The organism is Chryseomicrobium excrementi (assembly GCF_002798305.1).
Lineage (GTDB): Bacteria > Bacillota > Bacilli > Bacillales_A > Planococcaceae > Chryseomicrobium > Chryseomicrobium excrementi.
This window is the reverse complement of the sequence record NZ_PCGR01000002.1, coordinates 175456-197515: the sequence shown is the minus strand read 5'-3', so window position 1 is coordinate 197515 and position 22060 is coordinate 175456. Positions and strand designations below refer to the sequence as shown.

The 22060-nt window shown below is 44.6% G+C and carries 27 protein-coding genes; 12 read left to right on the top strand and 15 right to left on the bottom strand.

Translation table 11 applies throughout. From position 1 onward, the window contains the following. Window positions 1-199: 199 nt before the first annotated feature. Window positions 200-751 (top strand): GNAT family N-acetyltransferase, encoded by a 552-nt coding sequence (locus CQS04_RS05635; protein WP_100353204.1) that lies wholly within the window; start codon window positions 200-202, stop codon window positions 749-751. Window positions 752-1030: 279 nt separating this feature from the next. Here CQS04_RS05635 and CQS04_RS05630 read toward each other — a convergent pair whose 3' ends face one another. Beyond that, window positions 1031-1705, bottom strand: a complete 675-nt coding sequence (locus tag CQS04_RS05630) for a universal stress protein (RefSeq protein WP_100353203.1) — start codon at window positions 1703-1705, stop codon at window positions 1031-1033. Window positions 1706-1864: 159 nt separating this feature from the next. Between CQS04_RS05630 and CQS04_RS05625 the strand changes: the two genes are divergently transcribed. From CQS04_RS05625 to CQS04_RS05595, 7 genes are read left to right on the top strand one after another with little or no spacing between them, the layout of a single operon-like run. After that, complete coding sequence (locus CQS04_RS05625) at window positions 1865-4261, top strand: Na+/H+ antiporter subunit A (protein ID WP_100353202.1); 2397 nt, start codon at window positions 1865-1867, stop codon at window positions 4259-4261. Further along, complete coding sequence (locus tag CQS04_RS05620) at window positions 4248-4685, top strand: Na(+)/H(+) antiporter subunit B (protein ID WP_100353201.1); 438 nt, start codon at window positions 4248-4250, stop codon at window positions 4683-4685. Before CQS04_RS05625 ends, CQS04_RS05620 begins: the two co-directional genes overlap by 14 nt. After that, window positions 4673-5014 carry a Na(+)/H(+) antiporter subunit C gene (locus CQS04_RS05615; RefSeq protein WP_100353200.1) on the top strand — a complete coding sequence of 114 codons (342 nt, stop codon included), beginning with the start codon at window positions 4673-4675 and terminating at the stop codon, window positions 5012-5014. The genes CQS04_RS05620 and CQS04_RS05615 overlap by 13 nt, the downstream gene beginning before the upstream one ends. Beyond that, window positions 5004-6479: a Na+/H+ antiporter subunit D gene (locus CQS04_RS05610; protein WP_100353199.1), complete on the top strand. Its 1476-nt coding sequence runs from the start codon at window positions 5004-5006 to the stop codon at window positions 6477-6479. The genes CQS04_RS05615 and CQS04_RS05610 overlap by 11 nt, the downstream gene beginning before the upstream one ends. Window positions 6480-6506: 27 nt before the next feature. Then, window positions 6507-6992 (top strand): Na+/H+ antiporter subunit E, encoded by a 486-nt coding sequence (locus tag CQS04_RS05605; RefSeq protein ID WP_100353198.1) that lies wholly within the window; start codon window positions 6507-6509, stop codon window positions 6990-6992. Beyond that, window positions 6989-7270 carry a Na(+)/H(+) antiporter subunit F1 gene (locus tag CQS04_RS05600; RefSeq protein ID WP_100353197.1) on the top strand — a complete coding sequence of 94 codons (282 nt, stop codon included), beginning with the start codon at window positions 6989-6991 and terminating at the stop codon, window positions 7268-7270. Before CQS04_RS05605 ends, CQS04_RS05600 begins: the two co-directional genes overlap by 4 nt. Then, window positions 7263-7613, top strand: coding sequence for a Na+/H+ antiporter subunit G (locus CQS04_RS05595; protein ID WP_100353805.1), 351 nt, complete (start codon window positions 7263-7265; stop codon window positions 7611-7613). Before CQS04_RS05600 ends, CQS04_RS05595 begins: the two co-directional genes overlap by 8 nt. A gap of 50 nt (window positions 7614-7663) precedes the next feature. Here CQS04_RS05595 and CQS04_RS05590 read toward each other — a convergent pair whose 3' ends face one another. The 9 genes from CQS04_RS05590 to CQS04_RS05550 form a co-directional block, all read right to left on the bottom strand. Further along, window positions 7664-8014 (bottom strand): YolD-like family protein, encoded by a 351-nt coding sequence (locus CQS04_RS05590; protein WP_100353196.1) that lies wholly within the window; start codon window positions 8012-8014, stop codon window positions 7664-7666. A 62-nt stretch (window positions 8015-8076) separates the two neighbouring features. Continuing rightward, window positions 8077-9066, bottom strand: coding sequence for an HAAS signaling domain-containing protein (locus CQS04_RS05585; protein WP_100353195.1), 990 nt, complete (start codon window positions 9064-9066; stop codon window positions 8077-8079). After that, window positions 9063-9401, bottom strand: coding sequence for a PadR family transcriptional regulator (locus CQS04_RS05580; protein ID WP_100353194.1), 339 nt, complete (start codon window positions 9399-9401; stop codon window positions 9063-9065). Before CQS04_RS05580 ends, CQS04_RS05585 begins: the two co-directional genes overlap by 4 nt. Window positions 9402-9522: 121 nt before the next feature. Continuing rightward, window positions 9523-10674 (bottom strand): GGDEF domain-containing protein, encoded by a 1152-nt coding sequence (locus CQS04_RS05575; protein WP_100353193.1) that lies wholly within the window; start codon window positions 10672-10674, stop codon window positions 9523-9525. Between the two features lie 261 nt (window positions 10675-10935). Further along, the gene (locus CQS04_RS05570; RefSeq protein WP_100353192.1) at window positions 10936-12270 is read right to left on the bottom strand and encodes a TrkH family potassium uptake protein; all 1335 of its coding nucleotides are present in this window, start codon (window positions 12268-12270) and stop codon (window positions 10936-10938) included. Window positions 12271-12293: 23 nt separating this feature from the next. Further along, a complete protein-coding gene (locus CQS04_RS05565; protein ID WP_100353191.1) occupies window positions 12294-12950 on the bottom strand; it encodes a potassium channel family protein in 657 nt (218 codons plus the stop codon). A 110-nt stretch (window positions 12951-13060) separates the two neighbouring features. Beyond that, complete coding sequence (locus CQS04_RS05560) at window positions 13061-13534, bottom strand: effector binding domain-containing protein (RefSeq protein WP_100353190.1); 474 nt, start codon at window positions 13532-13534, stop codon at window positions 13061-13063. Window positions 13535-13624: 90 nt separating this feature from the next. After that, window positions 13625-14227 (bottom strand): trimeric intracellular cation channel family protein, encoded by a 603-nt coding sequence (locus CQS04_RS05555; protein WP_100353189.1) that lies wholly within the window; start codon window positions 14225-14227, stop codon window positions 13625-13627. Between the two features lie 67 nt (window positions 14228-14294). Continuing rightward, entirely contained in the window at window positions 14295-15884 is a 1590-nt protein-coding gene (locus CQS04_RS05550; protein WP_100353188.1) for a sensor domain-containing diguanylate cyclase, read from the bottom strand. Between the two features lie 121 nt (window positions 15885-16005). Here CQS04_RS05550 and CQS04_RS05545 point away from each other — a divergent pair, with 121 nt between their 5' ends. Continuing rightward, window positions 16006-17460 (top strand): MFS transporter, encoded by a 1455-nt coding sequence (locus tag CQS04_RS05545; RefSeq protein WP_217349713.1) that lies wholly within the window; start codon window positions 16006-16008, stop codon window positions 17458-17460. 83 nt (window positions 17461-17543) lie between these two features. Next, window positions 17544-17945 carry a hypothetical protein gene (locus CQS04_RS05540; protein WP_100353186.1) on the top strand — a complete coding sequence of 134 codons (402 nt, stop codon included), beginning with the start codon at window positions 17544-17546 and terminating at the stop codon, window positions 17943-17945. On the opposite strand, the gene CQS04_RS05535 is transcribed toward CQS04_RS05540, so the two are convergent. The 5 genes from CQS04_RS05535 to CQS04_RS05515 all read right to left on the bottom strand — a co-directional run bounded on the left by CQS04_RS05535 (window position 17935) and on the right by CQS04_RS05515 (window position 20382). Further along, complete coding sequence (locus CQS04_RS05535; RefSeq protein ID WP_245858760.1) at window positions 17935-18375, bottom strand: VOC family protein; 441 nt, start codon at window positions 18373-18375, stop codon at window positions 17935-17937. The genes CQS04_RS05540 and CQS04_RS05535 overlap by 11 nt on opposite strands. Next, window positions 18351-18749, bottom strand: a complete 399-nt coding sequence (locus CQS04_RS05530; protein WP_100353184.1) for a VOC family protein — start codon at window positions 18747-18749, stop codon at window positions 18351-18353. Before CQS04_RS05530 ends, CQS04_RS05535 begins: the two co-directional genes overlap by 25 nt. Window positions 18750-18799: 50 nt before the next feature. Beyond that, window positions 18800-19498, bottom strand: coding sequence for a DUF1287 domain-containing protein (locus CQS04_RS05525; RefSeq protein ID WP_100353183.1), 699 nt, complete (start codon window positions 19496-19498; stop codon window positions 18800-18802). A gap of 85 nt (window positions 19499-19583) precedes the next feature. Continuing rightward, window positions 19584-19970 (bottom strand): large conductance mechanosensitive channel protein MscL, encoded by a 387-nt coding sequence (gene mscL, locus CQS04_RS05520; RefSeq protein WP_094943319.1) that lies wholly within the window; start codon window positions 19968-19970, stop codon window positions 19584-19586. Window positions 19971-20091: 121 nt separating this feature from the next. After that, complete coding sequence (locus CQS04_RS05515; RefSeq protein ID WP_100353182.1) at window positions 20092-20382, bottom strand: hypothetical protein; 291 nt, start codon at window positions 20380-20382, stop codon at window positions 20092-20094. A 78-nt stretch (window positions 20383-20460) separates the two neighbouring features. Here CQS04_RS05515 and CQS04_RS13735 point away from each other — a divergent pair, with 78 nt between their 5' ends. Both CQS04_RS13735 and CQS04_RS05510 read left to right on the top strand, forming a co-directional pair. After that, entirely contained in the window at window positions 20461-20655 is a 195-nt protein-coding gene (locus CQS04_RS13735) for a hypothetical protein (protein ID WP_165775467.1), read from the top strand. A gap of 70 nt (window positions 20656-20725) precedes the next feature. Then, the gene (locus CQS04_RS05510) at window positions 20726-22054 is read left to right on the top strand and encodes a hemolysin family protein (protein WP_100353181.1); all 1329 of its coding nucleotides are present in this window, start codon (window positions 20726-20728) and stop codon (window positions 22052-22054) included. The last annotated feature ends 6 nt before the right edge of the window (window positions 22055-22060 follow it).

The window sequence follows — 22060 nt, the reverse complement described above, 5'->3', positions numbered from 1 at the left end:
AGTGGAACCGGCTTGCCCAGAAACTCCTCGGGAATCAGACGTGCCCGGTGAGGCGCTCTTTGCCTCGTCGGGTATGGCTGATTTTTGAGTGGGTTTCTAGCCGGTGTAACTGGACACCCTTAGATGTGGAAGGCGTTCGCAACTGGACACCTAGAAATGTGAAGAACGCCACTCTAGAAATCAAGAAAGGAAGATCCCTATGATACGAAAAGCCACCCCAAAGGACGCTCCTCACCTCGCGCCTCTTATGTACGATGCCATTCACGAAATCGCATACACCCTTACCGGAGCGATCACTCAAGACGAAGCGCTCGAAAAGTTAGCCTACTGGGCAAGCCAGCCGGCCAATCGCTTGAGCTACGAAACCATTTGGGTAGACGAGCAAGACGACCAAATCGCCGGACTTCTCATTGTCTATACAGGTCTGCAAGCGGAGCAATTAGATGCACCACTAAAACAAGCTGTCAGAGAACTCAACCCCTCTGCTGATTTCGACCCAGAAACAGAAGGAAATGTGTTGTACATAGATACCGTTTCAGTTCGTAAGGAATTCGGAGGGCGGGGCATCGGAACAGCTCTACTTCAGCATGCCATGCACTTAGCGGAAGAACTTCAAGTCGAAGCACTTACTCTTAACGTCGAGCTCTCCAACACTGCGGCTCGTCGTCTTTACGAGCGCCTCGGCTTCCAAGAATACTCCACTCGCACCATCTCAGGGGCAAATTACTCCTACATGGTAAGAAAAGTGTAATTCACTTACTAAATAAGACACACTAACAAACTATAGTTGGAAATGGTGCTTGATAAACAGCGTTTCCAGCTTTTATAGATGGGAAAAATGAAGCCTGCAATTGTGGCTTTCGCGCGTATCATCGGCAGATGAATGATTTGCGGTGGCAGATGACACTTTTACGGCGGCAGTTTGCTCCGAATCGTCTTGACTAAGCCTTACTATTTGCGAAGCGACACCATCCCCACACCCAATCTACCTATAAAAAAACCCCTTCCATCCAGGAAGAGGCTCGGCCACTTAGGCTTCAATACATGATTTGATTTTTTCCGGGTGATCGATCTTGCCATCATGAACAGACACTTGATGCAACTGATTGCCGTCCATAAATTTAAAGATCCCGTTATTAAAGTCGGTACCGACCTCTTTAAAGAAGATGCCTTCCAACTGACACTCTTTACGCTGGGCAAAGCTCAAGACATACGAGTCGCCTTCTTGAATCAAGTAACAGCGTATCCCTCGCTCAAACATCTCATCTTCTGATGCACGTATTGTACGCGCTACAGAAACGACATGTAAATCTACGAATGGCAGTTCTCGCAACAACGAGTTGATGAACGAGCCTTTTGTGATCTCTTCCCAGCGACTTTTCGCTGTTTGACCAATAATAATTTGCGTCACATCTTGTTGATTGGCTACTTCTGCTATGACCTTTGCAGTGGGGCGTTTCTCATTGTCACGAATGACAAATTCCGTAGCTCCCAACTCTTTCGTTAAGTCTTTCCATCGCTCTATATAAGCCGTTTTCTCGGCATCAAATTCATCCACTGGTAACGGGTCTACAGTCAATACATAAAATGGGCATCCCAACATACTCGAAAGTTGATGACCGCGTCGAATTAGACGCTCCCCATTCGGACCGTAAAACACACACACCAATATACGTTCATCCATTTTCCCACGGATTGCTCCCATTTCTGCAAACCTCCAATAAATTTTCCCTTTAAAATTTAAACCTCAAAATTATATAACACTTTCTACCATTGCGCAACATTCGTATCATTTTACATCTTTTCTCTAAGAATGTAGTATTAAATTTGGATAGTTTTCATGTCAGATCAGGAGGAGTTGCATATGCTTTTATTCTACATTCTATTCCCGCTATTTGTAGCTTTGGGAATTACTATAGTGTCATCAAAAATAAGGCGTGAGTTTCTCGGCTGGATTGCATTCAGTGTCCCCGTAGTGTTATTTGCGTTGTTTGCTCGTCATATCCCAACCATTTCATCATCAGAAGCGATCCGTACAACATTCTCATGGATCCCCAGTTACGGAATCGACCTCACTTTTCTATTAGATGGCCTCAGCTTGATTTTTGTGCTACTCATTACAGGAGTCGGCGCCCTTGTCATCCTATACTCAATTTATTATTTATCATCTAAGGACTCGTTCGCGCACTTTTATACATACCTCTTACTGTTTATGACAGCTATGTTAGGGGTTGTCCTCTCAGATAACATCATTGTCCTTTACGTATTTTGGGAGTTCACCAGCATTTCTTCCTTCCTCTTGATTGCGTTTTGGTTTCATCGCAAAAATTCTCGGAACGGAGCCATCAAATCTTTATTAATTACGATGTCTGGCGGCTTTACGATGTTGGCCGGCTTTTTAATGCTGCACGTGATGACCGACTCATTCAGCTTGCGCGTGATCTTAGCAGAGCTTCCTCAACTCACAGACCACACCTTGTTCTACCCTGCTATGGCTCTTTTACTCATTGGAGCGTTTACAAAGTCCGCGCAATTCCCATTCCACATTTGGCTGCCTGACGCGATGGAAGCTCCTACACCTGTCAGTGCTTATCTGCACTCAGCCACAATGGTGAAGGCCGGAATCTATTTGATTGCTCGCTTTACACCTGGATTTGGCGGTGACGTGTATTGGTTCTGGGTCATCACCTGTGTGGGACTCGTCACATTGTTCTGGGGCTCGTTCAATGCCGTGCGTCAAAATGACTTGAAGGCACTACTCGCCTTTTCAACTATCAGCCAGCTTGGTCTGATCATGACGTTGTTAGGTATCGGTTCCGCAGGGATCAACCCCGCTATCGGAGAAGCGAAAGGGCTCTATACATTTGCTTTGTTCACCGCTCTCTTCCACTTGGTGAATCATTCTACCTTTAAAGGCTCTCTCTTCATGGTCGTCGGGATTGTCGATCACCAGGTCGGCACACGTGATTTGCGTCGTCTCGGCGGACTGATGCGGTTCTTGCCGTTCACCTTCCTGCTAGCGATGATTGGGAGTTTCGCGATGGCTGGACTTCCCTTCTTTAATGGATTTTTAAGTAAAGAGATGTTTTTGACAGCTGTCCTCTCGATCGGAGACCTTCCCATTTACGGCGGCGCTCAGGTAGGCTGGCTCCTCGTCTTAGTGGCATGGCTTGCCAGCGTCTTTACGTTCGTCTACAGCATGATCCTTGTGTTCCGCACCTTTACAGGACGCCCTATCGTGGATGAAGAATACAAAGTTCCACAAGAAGCTTCCTTAGGTATGTTGATTCCACCTGGAATTTTAGGTGTCCTTGCCATCGGGCTCTTCTTTTTCCCGAACCTGCTAAGTGACTACCTGCTGAAACCGGCAGTAGAAGTGCTTGTCGAAGACGGTGCGGCACTGGCACCGAAGATCTATGCATGGCATGGATTCAATACAGAACTGTTCTTAACACTCGGCATCATTACATTGGGCATCGTTGCGTACTTGCTGCTTCGTAAATGGCGCCCGTATTACCAGTACATTCCGTCAAACTGGACATTCAATACCTTGTTCCGCTCGACTCTTTCCGGATACGAAAGACTCGGCGAACGTGTGACAATGAGATATATGAACGGGAACTTGCCTTCTTATTTCTTATATATTTTCAGTTTCTTCATCATCGTCATGTGGACGACTTGGTGGATTGTAGGACCAATCAATGTCACATTCGACAGCCCTTCTTCGATGACCGTATATGAAGGACTGCTCGCTGTTGTGATGGCGGCAGCAGCAATTGCGATTTTATTTGCCCATTCTCGTCTAACAGCTATTTTGTTAAACGGGGTACTCGGCTTCTCCATCGCGATTTTCTTCGTGTTCTTCAGAGCACCAGACCTTGCACTGACGCAACTTGTCATCGAAGCCGTCACTACGATTTTGTTCCTAGTCTGCTTTAACTATTTACCAGAATGGAAAGTCGAGAAGCTTTCTATCACTAAAAAAGTTCGAAATGGCTTGATTGCCATTGCCGGTGGTTTGACGGTGACGATTGTCGGTTTAGCCGTAAACAACTATACAAAATTCGAGAGTATATCTAGTTTCTATGAAAATTCGTATGAGCTTGCCGGAGGACGTAACATCGTCAATGCAATCCTTGGAGATTTCCGAGCTTTTGACACGATGCTTGAAGGGCTCGTACTTTTCATTGCCGGAATTGGCGTGTTCACTTTGATTCGCATGCGTCAAAAGAAAGGAGCGGAACCACGTGAAAATCAATGATGTCATTTTAAAGACGGTCGTTAAAGGCGTCGTCTTGATCATCTTGACGTTCAGTATCTATTTGTTCCTTTCCGGTCACCACACACCAGGTGGTGGTTTTATCGGGGGCCTCGTGATGGCATCTGCCTTTGTTCTACTGTTCTTGACCTATGACGTGGAAACGGTCAGTGAGGGAATTCCGATTTCTTTCAAGAAGATGTCCGCTGTCGGCGTCTTGATCTCTGTTAGCAGTGCCACAGCCCCTATCTTTTGGGGTGAACCGTTTTTGAGCCAGAACTTTGGCTATTTTGACCTTCCCATCTTCGGGAAGACAGAGCTCGCTACAGTTACTATTTTTGAGGCAGGTATTGCCTTGACTGTTGTAGGTGTCGTTGTAAACATTATTCTAAGTATTAGTGAGGGGTCGAATAAATGGAAAGCATAATTATTGTCTTAGTCGGCATCTTGACCTCTGTTGCCATCTATTTGTTGTTAAGTAAAAACTTGATTCGAATCATCTTGGGCACGGCCATTTTGTCTCACGCTGTGCATCTGCTCATCTTAACCATGGGCGGATTGAAGTCCGGGACGGTCCCCCTTCTCGGCGAAAATGCAGAGCGGTATATTGACGCTTTGCCGCAAGCTTTGATCTTGACTGCTATCGTCATCAGCTTTGCGGTTACTGCCTTCATCCTTGTACTGGCATACCGTGTTTATCAAGAATACGGAACGGACCGAATGGACGAATTGAGGGGGTCCAATGATGAGCAATAGCTTAGTATTTTTTATGGTCATCCCGATTGTAGTCGGCATCATCCTTATCTTCTTTAGAGAAAGCCCGAAGTTACAGAGCTGGGCAAGCATCGGTGTAGTAACTGCACTGTTCGGTTTAGGTCTCTACTTATTGCAAGAAGTTCGTACACAAGGCATCTTGCGCCTTGACTTCGGCGGATGGGAACCCCCTTTTGGAATTCTGTTCGTTGCCGACACATTCTCGCTGTTACTGATCTTAACGACTTTACTAGTGACGATTATCTGTCTCCTGTACGTTGCGTTGTCTCCACGAGACCGCATGATCAACTACTATTTCTATCCACTCGTCCTGTTTTTGAATGCCGGAATCATCGGCTCTTATTTAACAGGAGACATTTTCAATCTCTTCGTTTGTTTTGAAGTCATGTTGCTGTCTTCCTACGTGCTGATCACGTTAGGCGGCAATCGCATTCAACTTCGAGAAGCTATGAAATACGTGACAATCAACATCGTCTCCTCTTGGTTCTTCTTGGTCGGCATCGCCTTTTTATACGGCTCCGTCGGAACGTTGAACATGGCTCATATCGCACAACGCGTTGCTGAAAGCGGTTCGGATCCTTTGCTTACTGTCGTAAGCATCGTGTTCTTAACAGTATTCAGCTTGAAGGCCGGTCTTTTACTTTATGTTTGGTTGCCAGGTTCGTATAGTTCGACACCTACAGTTACTTCCGCATTGTTCGGTGCACTTCTTACAAAAGTAGGGGTCTATGCTTTATTCCGCGTATTCACATTGATTTTCAATGAGGGTACATTGTTACCGACGTTTATTGCCATCATGGCAGGGCTGACGCTGATTGGGGGAAGTCTGGGAGCCGTGGCTTATACAGATATTCGGAAGATTGCAGCTTATAATGTGGTCATCGCTGTAGGATTTATGTTGGCGGGATTGTCCATTGGAAACACACTCGCCATCGAAGGAACCATTTTCTACATCCTTCATGACATGTTTGCCAAAGCGTTGTTGTTCCTTCTAATAGGGACCATGATTTTCTTGACGAACAAAGTGCACATCCATGAAATGAGTGGTTTACTAAAAAACTACCCCACTCTTGGATGGACATTCTTTATTGTGGTGCTGTCTTTAGCAGGGATTCCGCCGTTCAGTGGCTTTATGGGGAAACTCTTAGTGATTGAAGGAGCACTGGAAAACGGTTCTTATGTCCTTCTTGCTCTAGCCATCGCATCCAGCTTGGCTGTCCTGTATTCGTTACTTCGGATATTTAGTCAGTGCTTCTGGGGAGAGACCATTATCAGTGCCGAAGAGCAACGCCCTCTTCCTGTCATGCGTTTGTTGCCTTTAGTGGTACTAGCTGGCATCACATTGGCACTCGGGCTTGGCGTGGAAGTCGTAGCTCCTTATGTACAAGCAGCTGCCTCTCTTTTAGATCCTAGTACATATATAAACGCTGTGCTAGGAGGCACATGAGACTTATTTAGAAAGGAGTGACCTAGATTGCCCGCTCAGTTTATATCCAATCTCATGATTGCTCTATTATGGACATTTTTAATGGATGAAGACGCGTTCTATTTCCCCACCTTTTTGACTGGTTATATTTTTGGGGCCGTCATCATTTTCTTCATGCACCGATTTTTTGGTAGCAAGTTCTACTTGTTGCGTGTCTTTGCGCTATTCAAGTTGATTTTCATTCTGGTATCCGAACTTTTCCATTCCAGTTTTCTTGTACTCAAACAAATCTTAAGTCCATCTTTAGATATCAAGCCTGGTATCTTTACGTACGAGCATTCCATGCGAGGCGATTACGAGCTTACTGCCCTTGCTCTCTTGCTCACCTTGACACCGGGTTCTGTCGTGATGGAAGTATCACCAGACGGGAAAACATTTTTTATCCATGCAATGGATATGGAGACATCTCGTGATGCGGTCTTAAAATCCATTCAAGTATTTGAAAAAGCCATTATGGAGGTGACACGCTCATGATGCTGGTCTTGACGATTTCACTTGTTCTTTTTACATGTGCCATCTTTGTCGCTCTTTACCGAATCATTGTAGGGCCTTCCATGCCAGACCGCGTCGTGGCTTTAGATATGATCGGTGTCAATTTGATTTCATTAGTGGCCGTCTTCTCCATCGTGTTGCACACACACGCCTATTTAGAAGTCATCTTGATTGTCGGAATCCTGGCATTCATCAGCACGGTCGGAATTGCACGCTTCATTGAGAGAGGAGAGATTGTAGAACATGAGCACGATGATTGAATGGTTCAGCGTTGTATTGATTTTGCTTGGCAGCATCATGGCGGTCATTAGTGCATTTGGTATCCTGCGTCTTCCAGATGTGTATACACGGTCTCACGCAGCAACTAAAAGCTCCACGCTTGCTGTTCTCTTATCTTTATCCGGGGCGTTCATCTTCTTTTGGGCAAATGAAGGCTTTATTAGTGTTCGTCTTTTGCTAGGAATCATTTTTGTCTTCATCACCGCACCGGTAGCCGGCCATATCATTACACGTGCAGCTTATCGGTCAAAAGTGAAACTTGCCGATTCCTCAGGTGAGGATGCTTTAAAACCCTTTTTAGAGAAACGCTCGGAGCATCACTAATTCCTACAAAAGCCCACCTCTTCACATGAAAAGGTGGGCTTTTTGCCTACTCAATCAAGAAGCGTCACATCCACGACATCTTGAAGAGCATAGGCCGTGGTATCAAAAGGATCTTGTACGTATAAGAGGCGGCGTGCGATGTCCACACGTTGAATCTTGCCCCCGCGCACATGAAAGTCTCCGTCCTTCCAATACTTCAACTTGATTTCGGCATTCTGAGCCATCGCCAGACCGATCGACTCTTCCAATTGACGCAAGTCCCATTCATCCAGTACAGGCCGTTTCACTTTTCCGTCATTGGCAATGTACTCTCGGATGATGGCCACATGCTCCGGCAACATCATGGCCGTCCATTTGATCTTTCCCCGATCGCGAATCCGGGAAGGGTCGGGTTGTTCCATCCTCGTCACCTCCTCCATCAGTCACCATCAGTATAGAACAAATGTTCTTTTTTATGCAATGTTTATTTTTTCCTGCCCCCGCTAGTTCGCGTGCGAAGGAAGCCGTCTACAGTGTCGATGGTAGCAATAACAAGGAAGAGAACGAACAAGGACCAGATTGCCCAGTTCTTCATATTCTCCGCCTCTGCCGCTGACAGGCCAAGTAGGTTTCCAAACTGTTGCAAGGCTTCTGCAGAGAACAGCTCGGGATGCGTCAAGAAAAGCAAGGTTCCAATAATCCAGAAGAGGTTGAACACCAAATTCCAGATGGCCATGGGAATCGTCCAAAAACCTTTTACCCACTTGTAGATGCCGAATCCCACCTCTAAAGCAGCGAGTGCAACGACGGCAGGCAAGAAGAATTGAAGAGCTTCCTCGTTTAATAGAGGCATCGATTGATCTTCCCAGTAAAGGCGAATCAAATTGGAGGCATTCAAGTAGATTCCGATCCAAATAGCTGTCCACACAAATCCTCCAATGACGGAGGCACGAGAAATCTGTCTCTTCGGCAAAGCGACCGGTTTCAATTGCGTCGGATCCCATTTCGAAAGCGGCACCGTGTCCCGAGAAGAGCTGTATCGTTCAATCAAAGCAAACACCAGCCCCACCCAGAATACAGATTGGATCCCCACTTGAATCATCGCTCCAACTATTTGGATGATCCCTTGGATGATGGCCTGCCCCCAAGAGGCTTCATCAGAGTAGCCTACAATGACGCCTAGCGCGGCCGTGATGCCACTAACAGCGAGCGCTATAGGCAACACAATTTTGAGTATAGAGATGAACGTTGGGTAGAGTGCCGGTCCAATAACATGTAGCGGACGTTCCAAATACCGAGAAGCCAAAATCACAGGGTCCCCTAACTGACGCAATGCACCAAATAATTCTTCTTGAGATGGATTCTCTGAGGTCATATCCGCTATCGTCGATTCAAGTTCAAGCGCAACATCTTCTCGCATGTTCTGAGGCAAACGTTTTGTCACTTCTGCAATATACGCATCTCGGTACATCATTGGCTTGTTCCTCCTTCAAGTAAATTTTGAAGATTCCCAGACAATTGCTTCCACTCACTATACAATTCATTCAGTACCTGCTGTCCTTCCTCTGTCAGAACGTAATACTTTCGAGGCCTACTTTCCGTTGTATCCCATGTACTGCTGACTAACTGTTGTTTTTCAAGACGACGCAATAAAGGATACAACGTACTTTGATCAATGGACACAGCAGATTGTTCCAATGCCTGTACAAGCGAGTAACCATATTGCGGCTGCTTCAGTTGGCTGAGGACGGCTAATGTAAGTGTTCCACGGCGAAGTTCTGTAAGTAGCGGACTGACTCGATCCGTCATAGAAGCATCTCCTTCTTTTTATACTGTATATCATACACTATAGTTTTATATACATCATTTGTCAATCACTAACTCAACAAAAAACCAGCCTGCTAATTTAGCAGGCCGGCCTCCAGTCATTCTATTTAATATTATTCACGGTTACGCGGTTGCGTCCTTTGTCTTTGGATTGATACAAAGCTGCATCTGCCCGAGAAATTAATTCTTTTTCACTCTCATAGAGACCTGGCACCATCGTACTCACTCCCAAACTAACGGTCAGTTTGCAAAGAGGGTGATAGCCATCATGAGCCACATTCAAGTCAAGAATCTCTTGGCGAATCGTTTCAGCAAGCTCTCTCGCTTCTGAAGCGGTCTCTACTGGTAAGATGACGGCAAACTCTTCGCCACCGTATCTTGCAGGAGTTGCAGGACTCTTAACGACCCGACGCAACACCTGTGCCACTTTTCGAAGGCAGGCATCTCCTTCTAAGTGACCGTAGGTATCGTTATAAAGTTTGAAGGCATCGATATCGAGCAAGATCAGCGACAGAGGCTTATTTAACTGACGAGCATCACGCCACGCCTCTTCTAACCGTTCATCAAAAGCGCGCCGATTAGGAATTCCTGTAAGGGAATCGTGTAGAGATTTGTAAATCAACGCTTTTTGACTTCTTTCTACACGGAAGCTATGGACAAATGCCGCAAAGATTAAAAAAGTGAGCGCTGACACGAATAAAATCATCCAACGAGCAGAGTTAGAAGCTTCTCTACTTTCTTCAAAAGCGCGCGAGATAATGGCATCACTATCCTCTTGAATCTTCGAATCAACAAAACGCAAAAGATTTAAATTGGATCGCTGTGAGTTCCTTACTTCATTTGCTCGCTCGATCTGGCCCTGTTGAATCCGCTCAATTTGGTCGAAATGAAAAGCTTCCATCTCCGTGATGATAGGAATTGCTTCTTCAGTAACAATCTGACTCATGATGGGATGAGCTTGATCGAGTTCTTCAATATCTCGGAGCACATCATGCATGCGAGCATTCGCTATTTCAAATTGTTGAAGCGATAAATCGTCTTGTAAGTAAACATAGTTTCGAATAGAAAGTTCTTGATCTAACATCAATGGATACAATTGGCTAGCTGTATTAGAGAGTGGAATATCCTCTTTTTCCACCTTCGTCGTTTGTTGCTCTATGCTCATAAAGGACAGATAACTCCAAACGCTCGTAAAGAGTAGGGCACACAAGGCTACAAGAAGATACACTTGAAGTTTTGATAGCTTCCCTCGCATACGAATCTCCCCATCCAGAAATTAGTCCTTTCTACCTTACATCCTACGGCAAAACGACAAAAGCCGACAGTCGTCTAACTTCCTTTTTTTTGCACCCCTCTTACTAGAACTAAGCTCATTTTACAGAAGAACGGGAAAACACGTACGAAAGCAATAAAGTTAACTGAAAAGTCCGATAATTAGAGAACTACTAGAACAAATTATCCAAAAGAAGGATTTAGAATTATATAATTTAAAAACGAATAGTTCCAAAGTAATATATCATCCTGTATAAACTTGATCATATGCATAGCGGAAATGGCGATCTTTTGGACGTGCCAGGAAGAAGAACAGGGTTAATGGCCCGATTCGACCGATAAACATGGCCACACAAATCAATAACTTCCCTAAATCTGAAAGGTCAGCTGTAATTCCCATTGACAATCCGACGGTGCCAAATGCAGAAACCACTTCAAACAACAGAGGATCAAAGTCCATTTTTTCAGTAATCGTAACAAAGAAGAACAACAGTCCAATTGTAAACATGCTGATTACGGTGATTGCGAACGAACGCATGACCACTTCTTTTTTAATGGTACGTCCGAAGATAAAAGGCTCTTCGTCATTACGGAAAAATGCGAGTGTGGCCAAAAACAACACGATAAATGTCGTCAGCTTGATTCCTGATGCAGTCGAGGCGGTCCCGCCACCAATGAACATCAGCAGGAGTGTCAACATCAAAGACGAATCCGTAATCTGTGAATAGTCTAATGTATTGAAACCGGCCGTGCGTGGAGTCACCGCGGCAAAATAAGCATTTGCCCATTGGTCAATTGCTGATAACGATGCGAGTGTCTGCGGATTGCGGAACTCTAATAAGAAGAACAACACCATCGCGACACAATTTAAAACCAGTGTCCCGTAAATCATCAACTTCGTGTGCAGACTCCAATCCCGAAAGCGTTTCTTCTGAAACACTTCTAAGACAACAATGAACCCGATTCCTCCAACAATAAATAAACTACTAATCAATAAAAGTGTAAACGGGTCTTGTTGGAAGCCAATCAAATTATCCGGAAACAGGGAGAATCCTGCATTGTTAAAAGAAGAAATCACGTGAAATGCTGCGAGATAAGCTGCTTCTCCTAAAGGGAAACGTTGCGTCCAATGAAGTGTCAAGATTACAAATGCGATACTTTGGACTGTGAATACAAAGAGTAGAATCCCTTTCACCAATCGAACCATCCCCCCTACAGAGGGTTGGTTGTAAGAGTCACTTAAGAAGATTCGTTGCTTAAGAGTGATCTTCTTTTTCAATATGATGAGAATAGCTACAGAAAACGTCATTAAGCCAATCCCGCCAAACTGCATGAGAAACATTAAGACAATCTCCCCGAAAACAGTAAACGTGGAGGCTGTATCTGCTACACCTAAACCCGTTACTGTAGTCGCAGATGTTGCAAAAAACAAGGCATCTATAAACCTTAAGTCCCCTACATGGGCAATTGGTAAACTTAATAAAATAGTCCCGATAAAAATAGTGAGTAAAAAGCTAAGTGCAATGACTGCTGCCGGTGAATAATCGGTCACTCGAAAGTAACGCCAAATCTGATTCATAGTTTCGCCTTCTTTATATAAAGTTAAGAACCTTGTGTATCAAATTTCTCGATGTCTTCATTGTTTCCAATAATGATGATCAAGTCGCCAGCCTGCACTTGCTCCTCGTCTGAGAAACTAAGAATCGTACGAGTTCCTCGCTGCAACGCTACAAAGTTCACATTATACTTTCTCTGAAGATCCAGGTCGGCTAATCGTTTTCCGATAGAGCGATCTGTCACTTTAATTTCAGCAATGCTATAGGTATCGGACAGCTCAATGAAATCAATAATTTTAGAGGAATGCAGATTATGCGTGATCCGTTTGGCCATATCGCGCTCCGGGTGAATGACGCGGTCCGCCCCAATCTTTTCTAGAATCTTCCCATGGTTTTCGTCGTGCGCTTTTGCCCACACCTTGGGAATACCGAGCTCTTTCAATACCATCGTCGTCAAGACACTTGCCTGAATGTTTTCTCCAAAAGAAACAAAAGCGTGATCAATATTTCGTACACCAAGCGCGCGAAGTGCCTTCTCATCGTAACCACTAGCGACTACAGCATGGGTAGCAAATTGTGTGTAATAATCGACGCGTTCTGGGTCCAGATCGACCGCTAAAATTTCTTGATTCATTTGAGAGAGCTCTTTGACAAGGCTGCCTCCAAATCGGCCGAGCCCAAATACTGCAAATGTTTGATCCATGTTGTTTCGTCCTTCCTCTGCGCACGCGCATTGAATAGAGATACAGTACTCCTCCACCCACTTGTTGTCAACACAAAAAAGCATCCTTCCTCGAAAGGAAAGATGCTCGTTTAGGCATAGTTCTGTAATGGATTCACTTTTGCTTTCACACGGCTGAAGACTTCTACACGTTTGTCTTCACCAGAAATGGTGTACCGCTCAAATAAAGTGTTATTCTCATCATACATTTCTGCCATGACCCAATGACTTTTCATCGAATCGTACACGAAATCTACTCGTGCTCCCTTTGTTCCGACGAAATAAGTTCCACTTGGTACTTCACACAATGTAAAATCCCGGTGGACGAGGAAACGTCTGGGCACATCGTAGCCGATGACCCAATCAAACTGGCCTTCTGTATGTTGTTTAGAAGAGCGGATGGCGATGATCTCTTCCGTTCCTTGTAACGTCAAATAACGCTGCAAAGAGACCAATCGTTTCATTACCGTCTTACTTAATTTTATATGCTGTTGTTGGTCGGAAGGTATGGATACTGCGATTCCCACCATGTAACTGCGTTCACGCTTTACTAAACGGGCTTGCATCGTATCACTCCTTCGACACTATCTTTCGACAATGTTCTTTACTAGTGTACCATATGAAAGTCGTTTTTTTCCAGTAAAGCGAATGCCACCTCATTCTTCAGTAAACGTACGAATCGGCAAATCCCAGTTATAACGCTGAGATATAAGGCGGAGTAATAAGATGATTCCGAACAAGGCGTAGTGCTGCACGTCTGTTGTGATCCAGTCCATCCCGATGATAAAACCAGCCATGATGGCCCAGAGTAAATACACTTCTCTCGTGAACACACTCGGACGCTTCTGCGCAAGTACATCTCGAATGATTCCCCCACCCGCTCCAGTGATAGAAGCCGAAAACATCACCGCAAGCAAGGGCATGTCCATAGACTGGGCATACATGGCGCCTTGAACAGCGAATGCAGACAATCCGATAGCATCGAACACAGACCATTCTTTTAAATGAAAGATAAAGCTTTTCGGCAATAAAATGAATAAGGTCATAGCAATTAGCGCAATGACGAACAATGTCGTCTGCTGCCAGACTTCCACAATGGGAAGTCCGATCATGAGATTGCGGACTGCCCCTCCCCCGAAAGCCGTAATCAAACCTAATATATAGATTCCCATGATGTCGTATTTGACTTCCATGGCTACAAGGGCTCCACTGATACAAAATGCCAGTGTCCCGACTACATTCAAAACATCCCAAACCACGGGGCATAACTCCTCTATATCTCATTCATGAAAAGGTCAGACCTTAAAATTCACTTTTGCTATCATATCATATTCCTCCCTTTTCAGGCACGAAAAAAAGAACAGCTTGTTTCCCATTCCGTTTGACCTCATACAGCATGTCATCGGCATCTAATAAAGCCTCCTCAAACAACTGACCTTGTTTCAATTTACGCCCCCCTGCACTCACACCAACGCGTACTTGGTTTCCTTCGACCTTATAGGGTTCAGAAAGAGAATTCATCAATTGTTCAACGCGAGATTTCGCAACTTCTTGAGACCCTCTCGTTAAAAAGACAAATTCGTCTCCGCCCACACGTGAAAAATACTCTTCATCATCAATAAATTGAGTAGCACGTTCTGCTAATTGAATAAGTAATTCATCTCCTGCGTGGTGCCCTATTGTGTCATTCACTTTCTTGAATCCATCTAGATCCATGAAAAAAACATAATCATAGTGTTCTTTTTCTAGGGCATCTAGAGCGCGTCTATTTGGAAGACCTGTCAAAAAATCTCGAACAGCCAGCTGTTCCATTTGACCAAGACGTTGCCGCGTATCTCGCAAGCGCTCAATCATGTTATTCAAGGACATGGACAAAGATTCGAATTCTGCAATCCCTCTCTGTACAGGGATCGTGTTGCGATTGCCGAGACGTAATTGATCGGCTGCATGAGACAACTCTTGAATAGGGCGTGAAAGACGGCTAGCAAAAAACCAACCAAATCCTCCTGCTAAAATAGCTAAGACCAACCCACTCAAGAGAAGAATGTTTACTAGCTCATTTGCCGGCTGATAAGCGATCGCGATGGGTTGCCTTGCCAAAATGGTCCAACCTAGTCCCTCATAGTCGAGATAGCCATCCGTCTCTACTCTAGCGGTCACGAAGTCGCCTTCTCCTGTCCAATTTATTTCTTGCCATTCTGAATCTGAAAGAGTTTGAACAGCAGCTGGCACTTGTTTGCCAACCCACTGATCTGGTCCAAGCAATATAAGTTGGCCCCGCGCACTCACCACGAATAACTCAATTCCCTTATCCGCTTCCAGCGGCTCCATAACTTGTCGTTCTACTCCAGCTGCCCACTCCCAACTTAAGTGAGTAGCCAAAACCGGGCTCGGTCTTTGTTCATTTATAGGTAAACTGATATCCACGAATTGCATGACTTCTCCGGTCGGATTGGGAAGGAGTTCCGCCAACAAAACAGCTTCATGGACATCTCCAATAAATGGCGCGTCTTGAGCTTCTAAATAGACAGGACGTTCTGCAATACTTTCTCCCTCTAGAATCCCATCTGTAGAAGCTAAAACTGTGCCTTGCGCATCAGTCAGACCCACCCATGAAAACATCGGAAAAGTTTCTTTGAATTGATTGATCAATTCACGCGTCCGGTCGATAGATGTCGGATTTCGAAAGGGCTCCAATTGCGTGAGAATCTCTACTTCTCCAAAACGCGCCCACATATGTTGATCTAACTGGTCTCCCATAGATTCTGCCGTAACAGTCAGCGATTTCCCACTAACGTCACGCAAATTTTGTGAGGACTGCCAACTAGCAATCAAAGTGACGACGGCAATCAGTACCATACTCATACTAATAAAGACGAGACTATAGATTTTACGTAAATTTTTAGGTTTTTTCATTCGGTCACCCCTCTTCTACTTAGCATACCAAAAGTCTTAGGAAATTCGTTTGTATTTCGTAACTTGCTCTTGCAATTCTTCTATGAAATACTGAAGAGAGTTCAAGAAAGAAGGGTTTTTGGTGCACACAGAAAGACGGTATCTACCTATACGATTGTTTCGCTTCTTCGGTATCGCAGACGGCATTTCTCTCATAGTCTTGCTGGGAATTGCTGTACCTTTAAAATATCTTGCTGATTTACCCGTGGCCGTGACCTATGCAGGGTCCATTCACGGTGCTATTTTTATTGGCTATGTCGTGAGTATTGTCATCGTTCAGTTGACAGTTGGATGGAAACTCTATTGGAATGTGTTAGCCATAGGAGCGGCCTTTGTTCCGTTTGCGAATTTTGTTCTGGACCGCGCTGTAAAAAAACGTGAAGCGCAGTTTCAGACGAGAGCCTTTCCTATCTTATGGCTCGTCTATGCCATCATCTTCTTTTCCTTTATGGACTTATTTGCACAGCTACCTATCATCAGTACATTTGCCACCAGTTTAGGAGCCTCGACTTTCATCGCAGGAATTGCGGTTGGTATGTACTCTCTTTCCAACACCGGCGGAAACTTACTGGCGGGCTTGCTGACCGACCGATTTGGCCCGTACCGTTTATTGGTGATCGGTCTAACAGGGACAGCTGCCATGCTGTTCCTCTACTCGGCTGTTGAGTCACCCGAAGCACTCCTTGTAGTTCGTTTCTTGCATGGCTTCATTGGCGGATTCATCGTACCTGCCGCATTCACTTTTGTGGCAAACCAGAGTAAAGAGAATGCAGCGGGTAGTGAAAATGCACTCACGGGGGCTTTTGTAGGAGCAGCCGCCATCATTGGTCCTGCATTTAGCGGAATTCTCGCTGCACAGACCTCAGCACCGTTCGTATTACGAATCGTAGGTCTTTTCGGTGTGTTATTGGTCATTGGGGCATTTCTTTTATTAAGAGGGCAACTGTTCAAAAGAAGCACTGAACGTCCAGAAGCACTTACCAGAAATCCAGCGTTATTGATTTCGTTTGTCGGCGCCTTTTTGATGATGTTCTCACAAGGTGCCCTTGCCTATCTTTTGCCGCTTCGTGTGGAAGAGCTCGGATTCAGTTCTCGAGTGAGCGGAACGCTTCTTAGCGTTTTCGGCCTAACCGCGGTGCTGGTCTTTATTTCTCCGATTCGTCGGTTATTTGATCGGTGGTCACCACTCGTCAATTTCCAAATCGGAATTCTCATCATTGCGCTGTCTCAACTTAGTTTAGGGATCAACAATTCTATCGTCACTTTTTATATCATCTTTTGCGTCTACGGAATCGGCTTTGCTTTTACTTTCCCGAGCATCAATGTCTTTCTCTTCAAAGGAACGACAAAGCAGAATCGAGGAAAAGCATACGGATACTTTTACGCGTTCTTCTCTCTTGGAGTCGTATTAGGATCTTCAGGACTTGCATTTATTCACCCCGATGTTTCTGTATTGTTCATGGTGACGTGTTTTGTTTTACTAGCCGGCGCCATCACCAGTTTTCTATACGGCAAAAAAGGGTTTTCTCCAAAATAGAGAAAGCCCTTTTCATTTTGACTCTTGTTGAATAACGCAACGCGTGATAAAATAGAACAAATGTTCTGATAGGAGTGATGTGCATGTTGTATTCAAAGGAACGCCACCACCATCCCGCTTTAAAACCCATCGCCCAAGAACTGCATCAGCTCGCCAGTCTATTTGAAGACTACGCCTATGAAGAAGCTCATTTCACGTCTTCTGAGTTCCATCAGCTACTTAGTGAGAAGACGAAAGAGCTCTCCACGTTGATCCGCTATGGGACCGACCCTGTCCTCTATGCGGGCGAAGTGATTCGGCGATCGGATGGCCTCCTGTATATCGAAGATACAGCATTTTGCTTACAAGCCGGTCAGACTGTCGAGTATTGGTCTACTTCTGAAGAGCGCCACGTTCCATCTCGCCTTGCCTATTCAAATCACTTGTTTCTAGTGGATCGTCCTCAATTAAAACTCGAGGGGTTACATATGCTCATCAGAGGATGACTTCTGATTGCTTTTTTCGAATACGCTCCGAGTGATAGGGAGAATCCGTTGGTTCATTTACAAAACTAAGGACATTGCCGTCAAGGTCATAGGCATCAAAACAGAGCATTCCGCCGAAGTCATGGAGCTCTGTCGTTTTCACACCATGAGACCGCAGTTTTACTTGGAGGGCTTCAATATCGGACGTCAAAAAGTTGAAATAGACGTTTTTCCGTTCTTTAGTCATTGGAAATTCTGTAGAAGGCTCTCCCTCTACTTGAATCAAAGCAAATTGCGTCGGCCCTTCCGGAAAGTAAAAGCCGATGCCTTCTTCCCAACGATCAATGATGTTCACCTGAAGATGTTCCTGGTACCAAGCGACGGCCCTATCTAAATCCGTCACTGGAATGAATATACTGCCTACTCTCATGTTGACACCTTTTCTCGCCATTCGCTCCACACATCAAATGTATTGCCATCCTCATCCCAGAAACGCACATTGATTCCTGCATGACCACGTTCTTCAATAGAACCTACTCGAACACCCTTTTCCTTCAATAGATTTTGAAAATTTCGTAGAGCTTCTGGTCCATCTACTTCGAATGTAAGTCCAAACCACTCATTCCCTTGTGAATCTTTGAAGCCATTGGATGCTCCCTGAGCAGCAGGAATCAAGAAGAAACTTTGGTCCGCTAGCTGCAAGATGGCTTTATCCGCATCTTGATACGTACAAATGGCACCTAAATTCGTACAATACCACTCCATTGCTTTTTGAACATTTGTTACAGGTAAATATGTGGTCCCTACACGTTTTAACACTACCATTTCTATCACCTCACCTACTTACTTCTCTAGCAACCAATTGATTCCTGCTACTAATTCGAACCGTTGTAATTCCACCGGTAATGCCCGGCAATCTCTTGTCGAGTAGAAGTCAATTTGGTTTCTACTGCAAATGGAGGTGTATTGTGAATCATGTATGGCGTACCATCTTTAGCCCTTCTATCGGAGATGATGCCCGCGTGATCAGTCCCTTCAAGGAAGATCACGATATCTCCTGGCTGCCACTCGGCTAGATTGTCAGGATCTCCTGGAATCAATTTGGTAGTCAGTGATTCTGCATGTCTTTCTAAAAAAGCGAATTGGTTGGGTACGCGGCGAAAGTCGATATTGGGATCTGGTTTTCCAGCGGTTCTAGGATAAGCGTCCACATTTGCTGCAATATCTGTATCCAATGCGGCCTTCAAATCAATGTCCGCTCCCATTAGACCACGCCAAATTACGTCCGTGCAGACCCCTTCATCTTCAGGTGGGTAGCCACCTGCATAATAAGCGCTGTGATAGGTCGTGCGGTTCTCTACCTCTTCCCTAGCAGCTGCTACGATATCTAACTGGTCGGTAATGCCATTGCCGTTAGTATCTACAAACTCCGTCTTGTCTTCTACTTCTACTCGTTCCGTCCACGGAGCTTCCCAGGAGACCCCAATCATCTGCAGAAGAAGCCCTTCTCTAAAAAACAAAACAAATCCCATTACGACTAGTGTCATCACTCCAACAAGAATACGTTTCTTCATCGGTTCACCTCTTAAGTATTAGAACGCGTGACAGGCCTCAAGGATAGCAAAAACCGCCTAGAAACAAAGTTCCAGGCGGCCGGTCTTAACGAAGTGTATTTTGTTGTTTTAACAGATCCCGAATCTCAATCAACAACTCTTCTTTCGAATCGATTGTCGGGCCTTCTTCTGGCTTGATGTCTTCTTTTCGTTTCAACTTGCCTAGCAGACGGATAAATAAGAAGATGACAAACGCAATGATCAAGAAATCAATAATCGATTGAATGAAAGCACCGTATTTCACGTTCGCTTCGCCTACAGTCACAGCTAGGCCTGAGAAATCGACTCCACCCATCACAAGACCAATCAATGGTGTGATGATGTTTTCTACTAAAGATGCAACAATTTTTCCAAAAGCCGCTCCAATAACAACTGCAATTGCGAGTTCCAGTACATTCCCTTTAAACGCAAAAGCTTTAAAGTCTTGCCACATATAACGCCCTCCCTTTATTTCGTTTCTTATAATTATACGGTAAGGTACGCATTTTTAAAAGGGTCGAGAAATAAAAAAAGCGCAACCCGTTGAACTGGACGCACTCTCTCTAAACTTCCTATTAACAGGCTTCCGCCATCTTCTTCTCTAACAATGTAACAAGCTTTTTACGTTGCCATGCTTCATAGCGCGCTTTTTTCAACTTGTCCCGGTTGATACAGCCAATCATTTTCTGAAGCTGCTCATCGGACTCGATCAACGCTCGGTAGCTCTCGTCATTCCAATACATCTGGAACCAAATTTTCTGACGTAAAGCTTGGATGTTTTTTTGAACGTCTTTGTCTGTAACACCTTTAATGATAGAAAGCACGACTACAGAAAGGACACTGGCAACATGAATTAGAGTTACCATTTCATTCACCTCAATTGGAATTATACTAAATTGTACGTCTATCTCAAAAAAAGGTTTCACTTCTACTGAAAGCGCTCTATGAATTTACGCTCAATTAAAAAATATGCTATCATGGGATTATTGAACTTAGAGAGGAGGAACGACATTGGGAAGGATTTACTCCGTATTGGTGAAGTGGAGAAATTAAACAACCTCTATAGGTATACACTTCATATGGATACAGCAGCGTCTCTTCTACTTGTCGGACCTCAAACGGATCGGACTACTAGATAGTTCTAGCAAGAGAAGAACAACTTAATGAAATCACAATTTTTTTGGAGGTGTCACCCATTTCGGGGACTCATTGGACAGTATATGGATACTTAATTTAGGATTAGTTGCTTTACTTATTGCATTAACTGCATTTTTCGTCGGTTCAGAATTTGCTGTGGTCAAAGTTCGGATGTCTCGACTTGACCAACTGATTGCAGAAGGGAATCAAACAGCGGTTCTAGCTAAACGGATCACAAACAATCTTGACTACTACTTATCAGCTTGTCAGTTAGGAATAACAGTTACCGCCTTAGGTTTAGGTTGGCTAGGAGAGCCAACTGTAGAGAAGCTACTTCATCCTCTATTTGAAAGTTTAGGTCTAGGTGAACCCCTGATTTCCGTACTATCTTTCGGAATCGCTTTCGCTTCCGTGACTTTTTTACACGTAGTCATCGGAGAACTTGCACCAAAGACACTCGCGATTCAATTCGCTGAACGCATGACGTTACTATTTGCCCAACCGCTCTATCTGTTCGGGAAAATCATGTTCCCGTTCATTTGGACATTAAATGGTTCTGCTCGGATTTTGTTGCGTATTTTCGGAATCAAGCCGGCTCCTGAAGAAGCTGCGCACTCGCAAGAAGAATTAAAAATCATCATGACCCACAGTTACCAAAGTGGAGAAATCAATCAAACCGAGCTTGCGTTCATGCAAAATGTCTTTTCATTTGATAACCGTGTCGCAAAAGATTTGATGATTCCCCGTACTAAAGTCGAGACCGTGTCTTTAGAATCTACTCGTCAAGAACTTATTGAGTTTTTCGGAGAACATCAGTTTACTCGTTACCCGGTCACAGAAAATCATGACAAAGACCATATTGTCGGCTACATCAACGTCAAAGAGATGCTGACTGCCCTCGCTACGAAAAAAGAAGGCAAGATCCAGAACTTCTTAAAAGAAATCCCAATTATCGTGGAAACGACACCACTTGTCGAGATATTCAACTTAATGAAGACAAAACAGTCTCACATTGCTTTAGTTGTAGACGAATTTGGCGGGACTGCCGGTATTGTGACTTTGGAAGATTTACTTGAAGAAATCGTCGGGGAGATTCGTGATGAATTTGACGAAGATGAAATCGACGATATCCAAGAAGTCGGGGAAAACCACTATATCGTTCAAGGACGCGTCTTGCTTGCTGAATTGAATGAGCGTTTCCAATTACACTTCGATGATTCTGAAAACATCGATACACTTGCTGGATGGATGCAGGCGCAAAAACTTGATTTAGAGCCTGGTGATGTGGTGACTCGAGATGCCTTCACTCTGGAAGTGCTCGAAGCGGAACAACATCACGTAGAATCTATGAAACTTGAGATCCATCCGATGAGCGATTTGATAACGGAAGACGTGTACTAGATACAA

What these genes read in the sequence shown, in the direction of transcription:
- CQS04_RS05570 (WP_100353192.1), bottom strand. Translation starts at nt 12,270, where the DNA reads ATGAATCAGATTTGGCGTTACTTTCGAGTGACCGATTATTCACCGGCA.
- CQS04_RS05580 (WP_100353194.1), bottom strand. Translation starts at nt 9,401, where the DNA reads ATGACGGATCGAGTCAGTCCGCTACTTACAGAACTTCGCCGTGGAACA.
- CQS04_RS05585 (WP_100353195.1), bottom strand. Translation starts at nt 9,066, where the DNA reads ATGATGTACCGAGATGCGTATATTGCAGAAGTGACAAAACGTTTGCCT.
- CQS04_RS05635 (WP_100353204.1), top strand. Translation starts at nt 200, where the DNA reads ATGATACGAAAAGCCACCCCAAAGGACGCTCCTCACCTCGCGCCTCTT.
- CQS04_RS05590 (WP_100353196.1), bottom strand. Translation starts at nt 8,014, where the DNA reads ATGGAACAACCCGACCCTTCCCGGATTCGCGATCGGGGAAAGATCAAA.
- CQS04_RS05550 (WP_100353188.1), bottom strand. Translation starts at nt 15,884, where the DNA reads ATGAAAAAACCTAAAAATTTACGTAAAATCTATAGTCTCGTCTTTATT.
- CQS04_RS05630 (WP_100353203.1), bottom strand. Translation starts at nt 1,705, where the DNA reads ATGGGAGCAATCCGTGGGAAAATGGATGAACGTATATTGGTGTGTGTG.
- CQS04_RS05615 (WP_100353200.1), top strand. Translation starts at nt 4,673, where the DNA reads ATGGAAAGCATAATTATTGTCTTAGTCGGCATCTTGACCTCTGTTGCC.
- CQS04_RS05600 (WP_100353197.1), top strand. Translation starts at nt 6,989, where the DNA reads ATGATGCTGGTCTTGACGATTTCACTTGTTCTTTTTACATGTGCCATC.
- mscL (WP_094943319.1), bottom strand. Translation starts at nt 19,970, where the DNA reads ATGTGGCAAGACTTTAAAGCTTTTGCGTTTAAAGGGAATGTACTGGAA.
- CQS04_RS05540 (WP_100353186.1), top strand. Translation starts at nt 17,544, where the DNA reads ATGTTGTATTCAAAGGAACGCCACCACCATCCCGCTTTAAAACCCATC.
- CQS04_RS13735 (WP_165775467.1), top strand. Translation starts at nt 20,461, where the DNA reads ATGAATTTACGCTCAATTAAAAAATATGCTATCATGGGATTATTGAAC.
- CQS04_RS05525 (WP_100353183.1), bottom strand. Translation starts at nt 19,498, where the DNA reads ATGAAGAAACGTATTCTTGTTGGAGTGATGACACTAGTCGTAATGGGA.
- CQS04_RS05575 (WP_100353193.1), bottom strand. Translation starts at nt 10,674, where the DNA reads ATGCGAGGGAAGCTATCAAAACTTCAAGTGTATCTTCTTGTAGCCTTG.
- CQS04_RS05595 (WP_100353805.1), top strand. Translation starts at nt 7,263, where the DNA reads ATGATTGAATGGTTCAGCGTTGTATTGATTTTGCTTGGCAGCATCATG.
- CQS04_RS05560 (WP_100353190.1), bottom strand. Translation starts at nt 13,534, where the DNA reads ATGCAAGCCCGTTTAGTAAAGCGTGAACGCAGTTACATGGTGGGAATC.
- CQS04_RS05530 (WP_100353184.1), bottom strand. Translation starts at nt 18,749, where the DNA reads ATGGTAGTGTTAAAACGTGTAGGGACCACATATTTACCTGTAACAAAT.
- CQS04_RS05610 (WP_100353199.1), top strand. Translation starts at nt 5,004, where the DNA reads ATGAGCAATAGCTTAGTATTTTTTATGGTCATCCCGATTGTAGTCGGC.
- CQS04_RS05535 (WP_245858760.1), bottom strand. Translation starts at nt 18,375, where the DNA reads ATGGCGAGAAAAGGTGTCAACATGAGAGTAGGCAGTATATTCATTCCA.
- CQS04_RS05565 (WP_100353191.1), bottom strand. Translation starts at nt 12,950, where the DNA reads ATGGATCAAACATTTGCAGTATTTGGGCTCGGCCGATTTGGAGGCAGC.
- CQS04_RS05515 (WP_100353182.1), bottom strand. Translation starts at nt 20,382, where the DNA reads ATGGTAACTCTAATTCATGTTGCCAGTGTCCTTTCTGTAGTCGTGCTT.
- CQS04_RS05625 (WP_100353202.1), top strand. Translation starts at nt 1,865, where the DNA reads ATGCTTTTATTCTACATTCTATTCCCGCTATTTGTAGCTTTGGGAATT.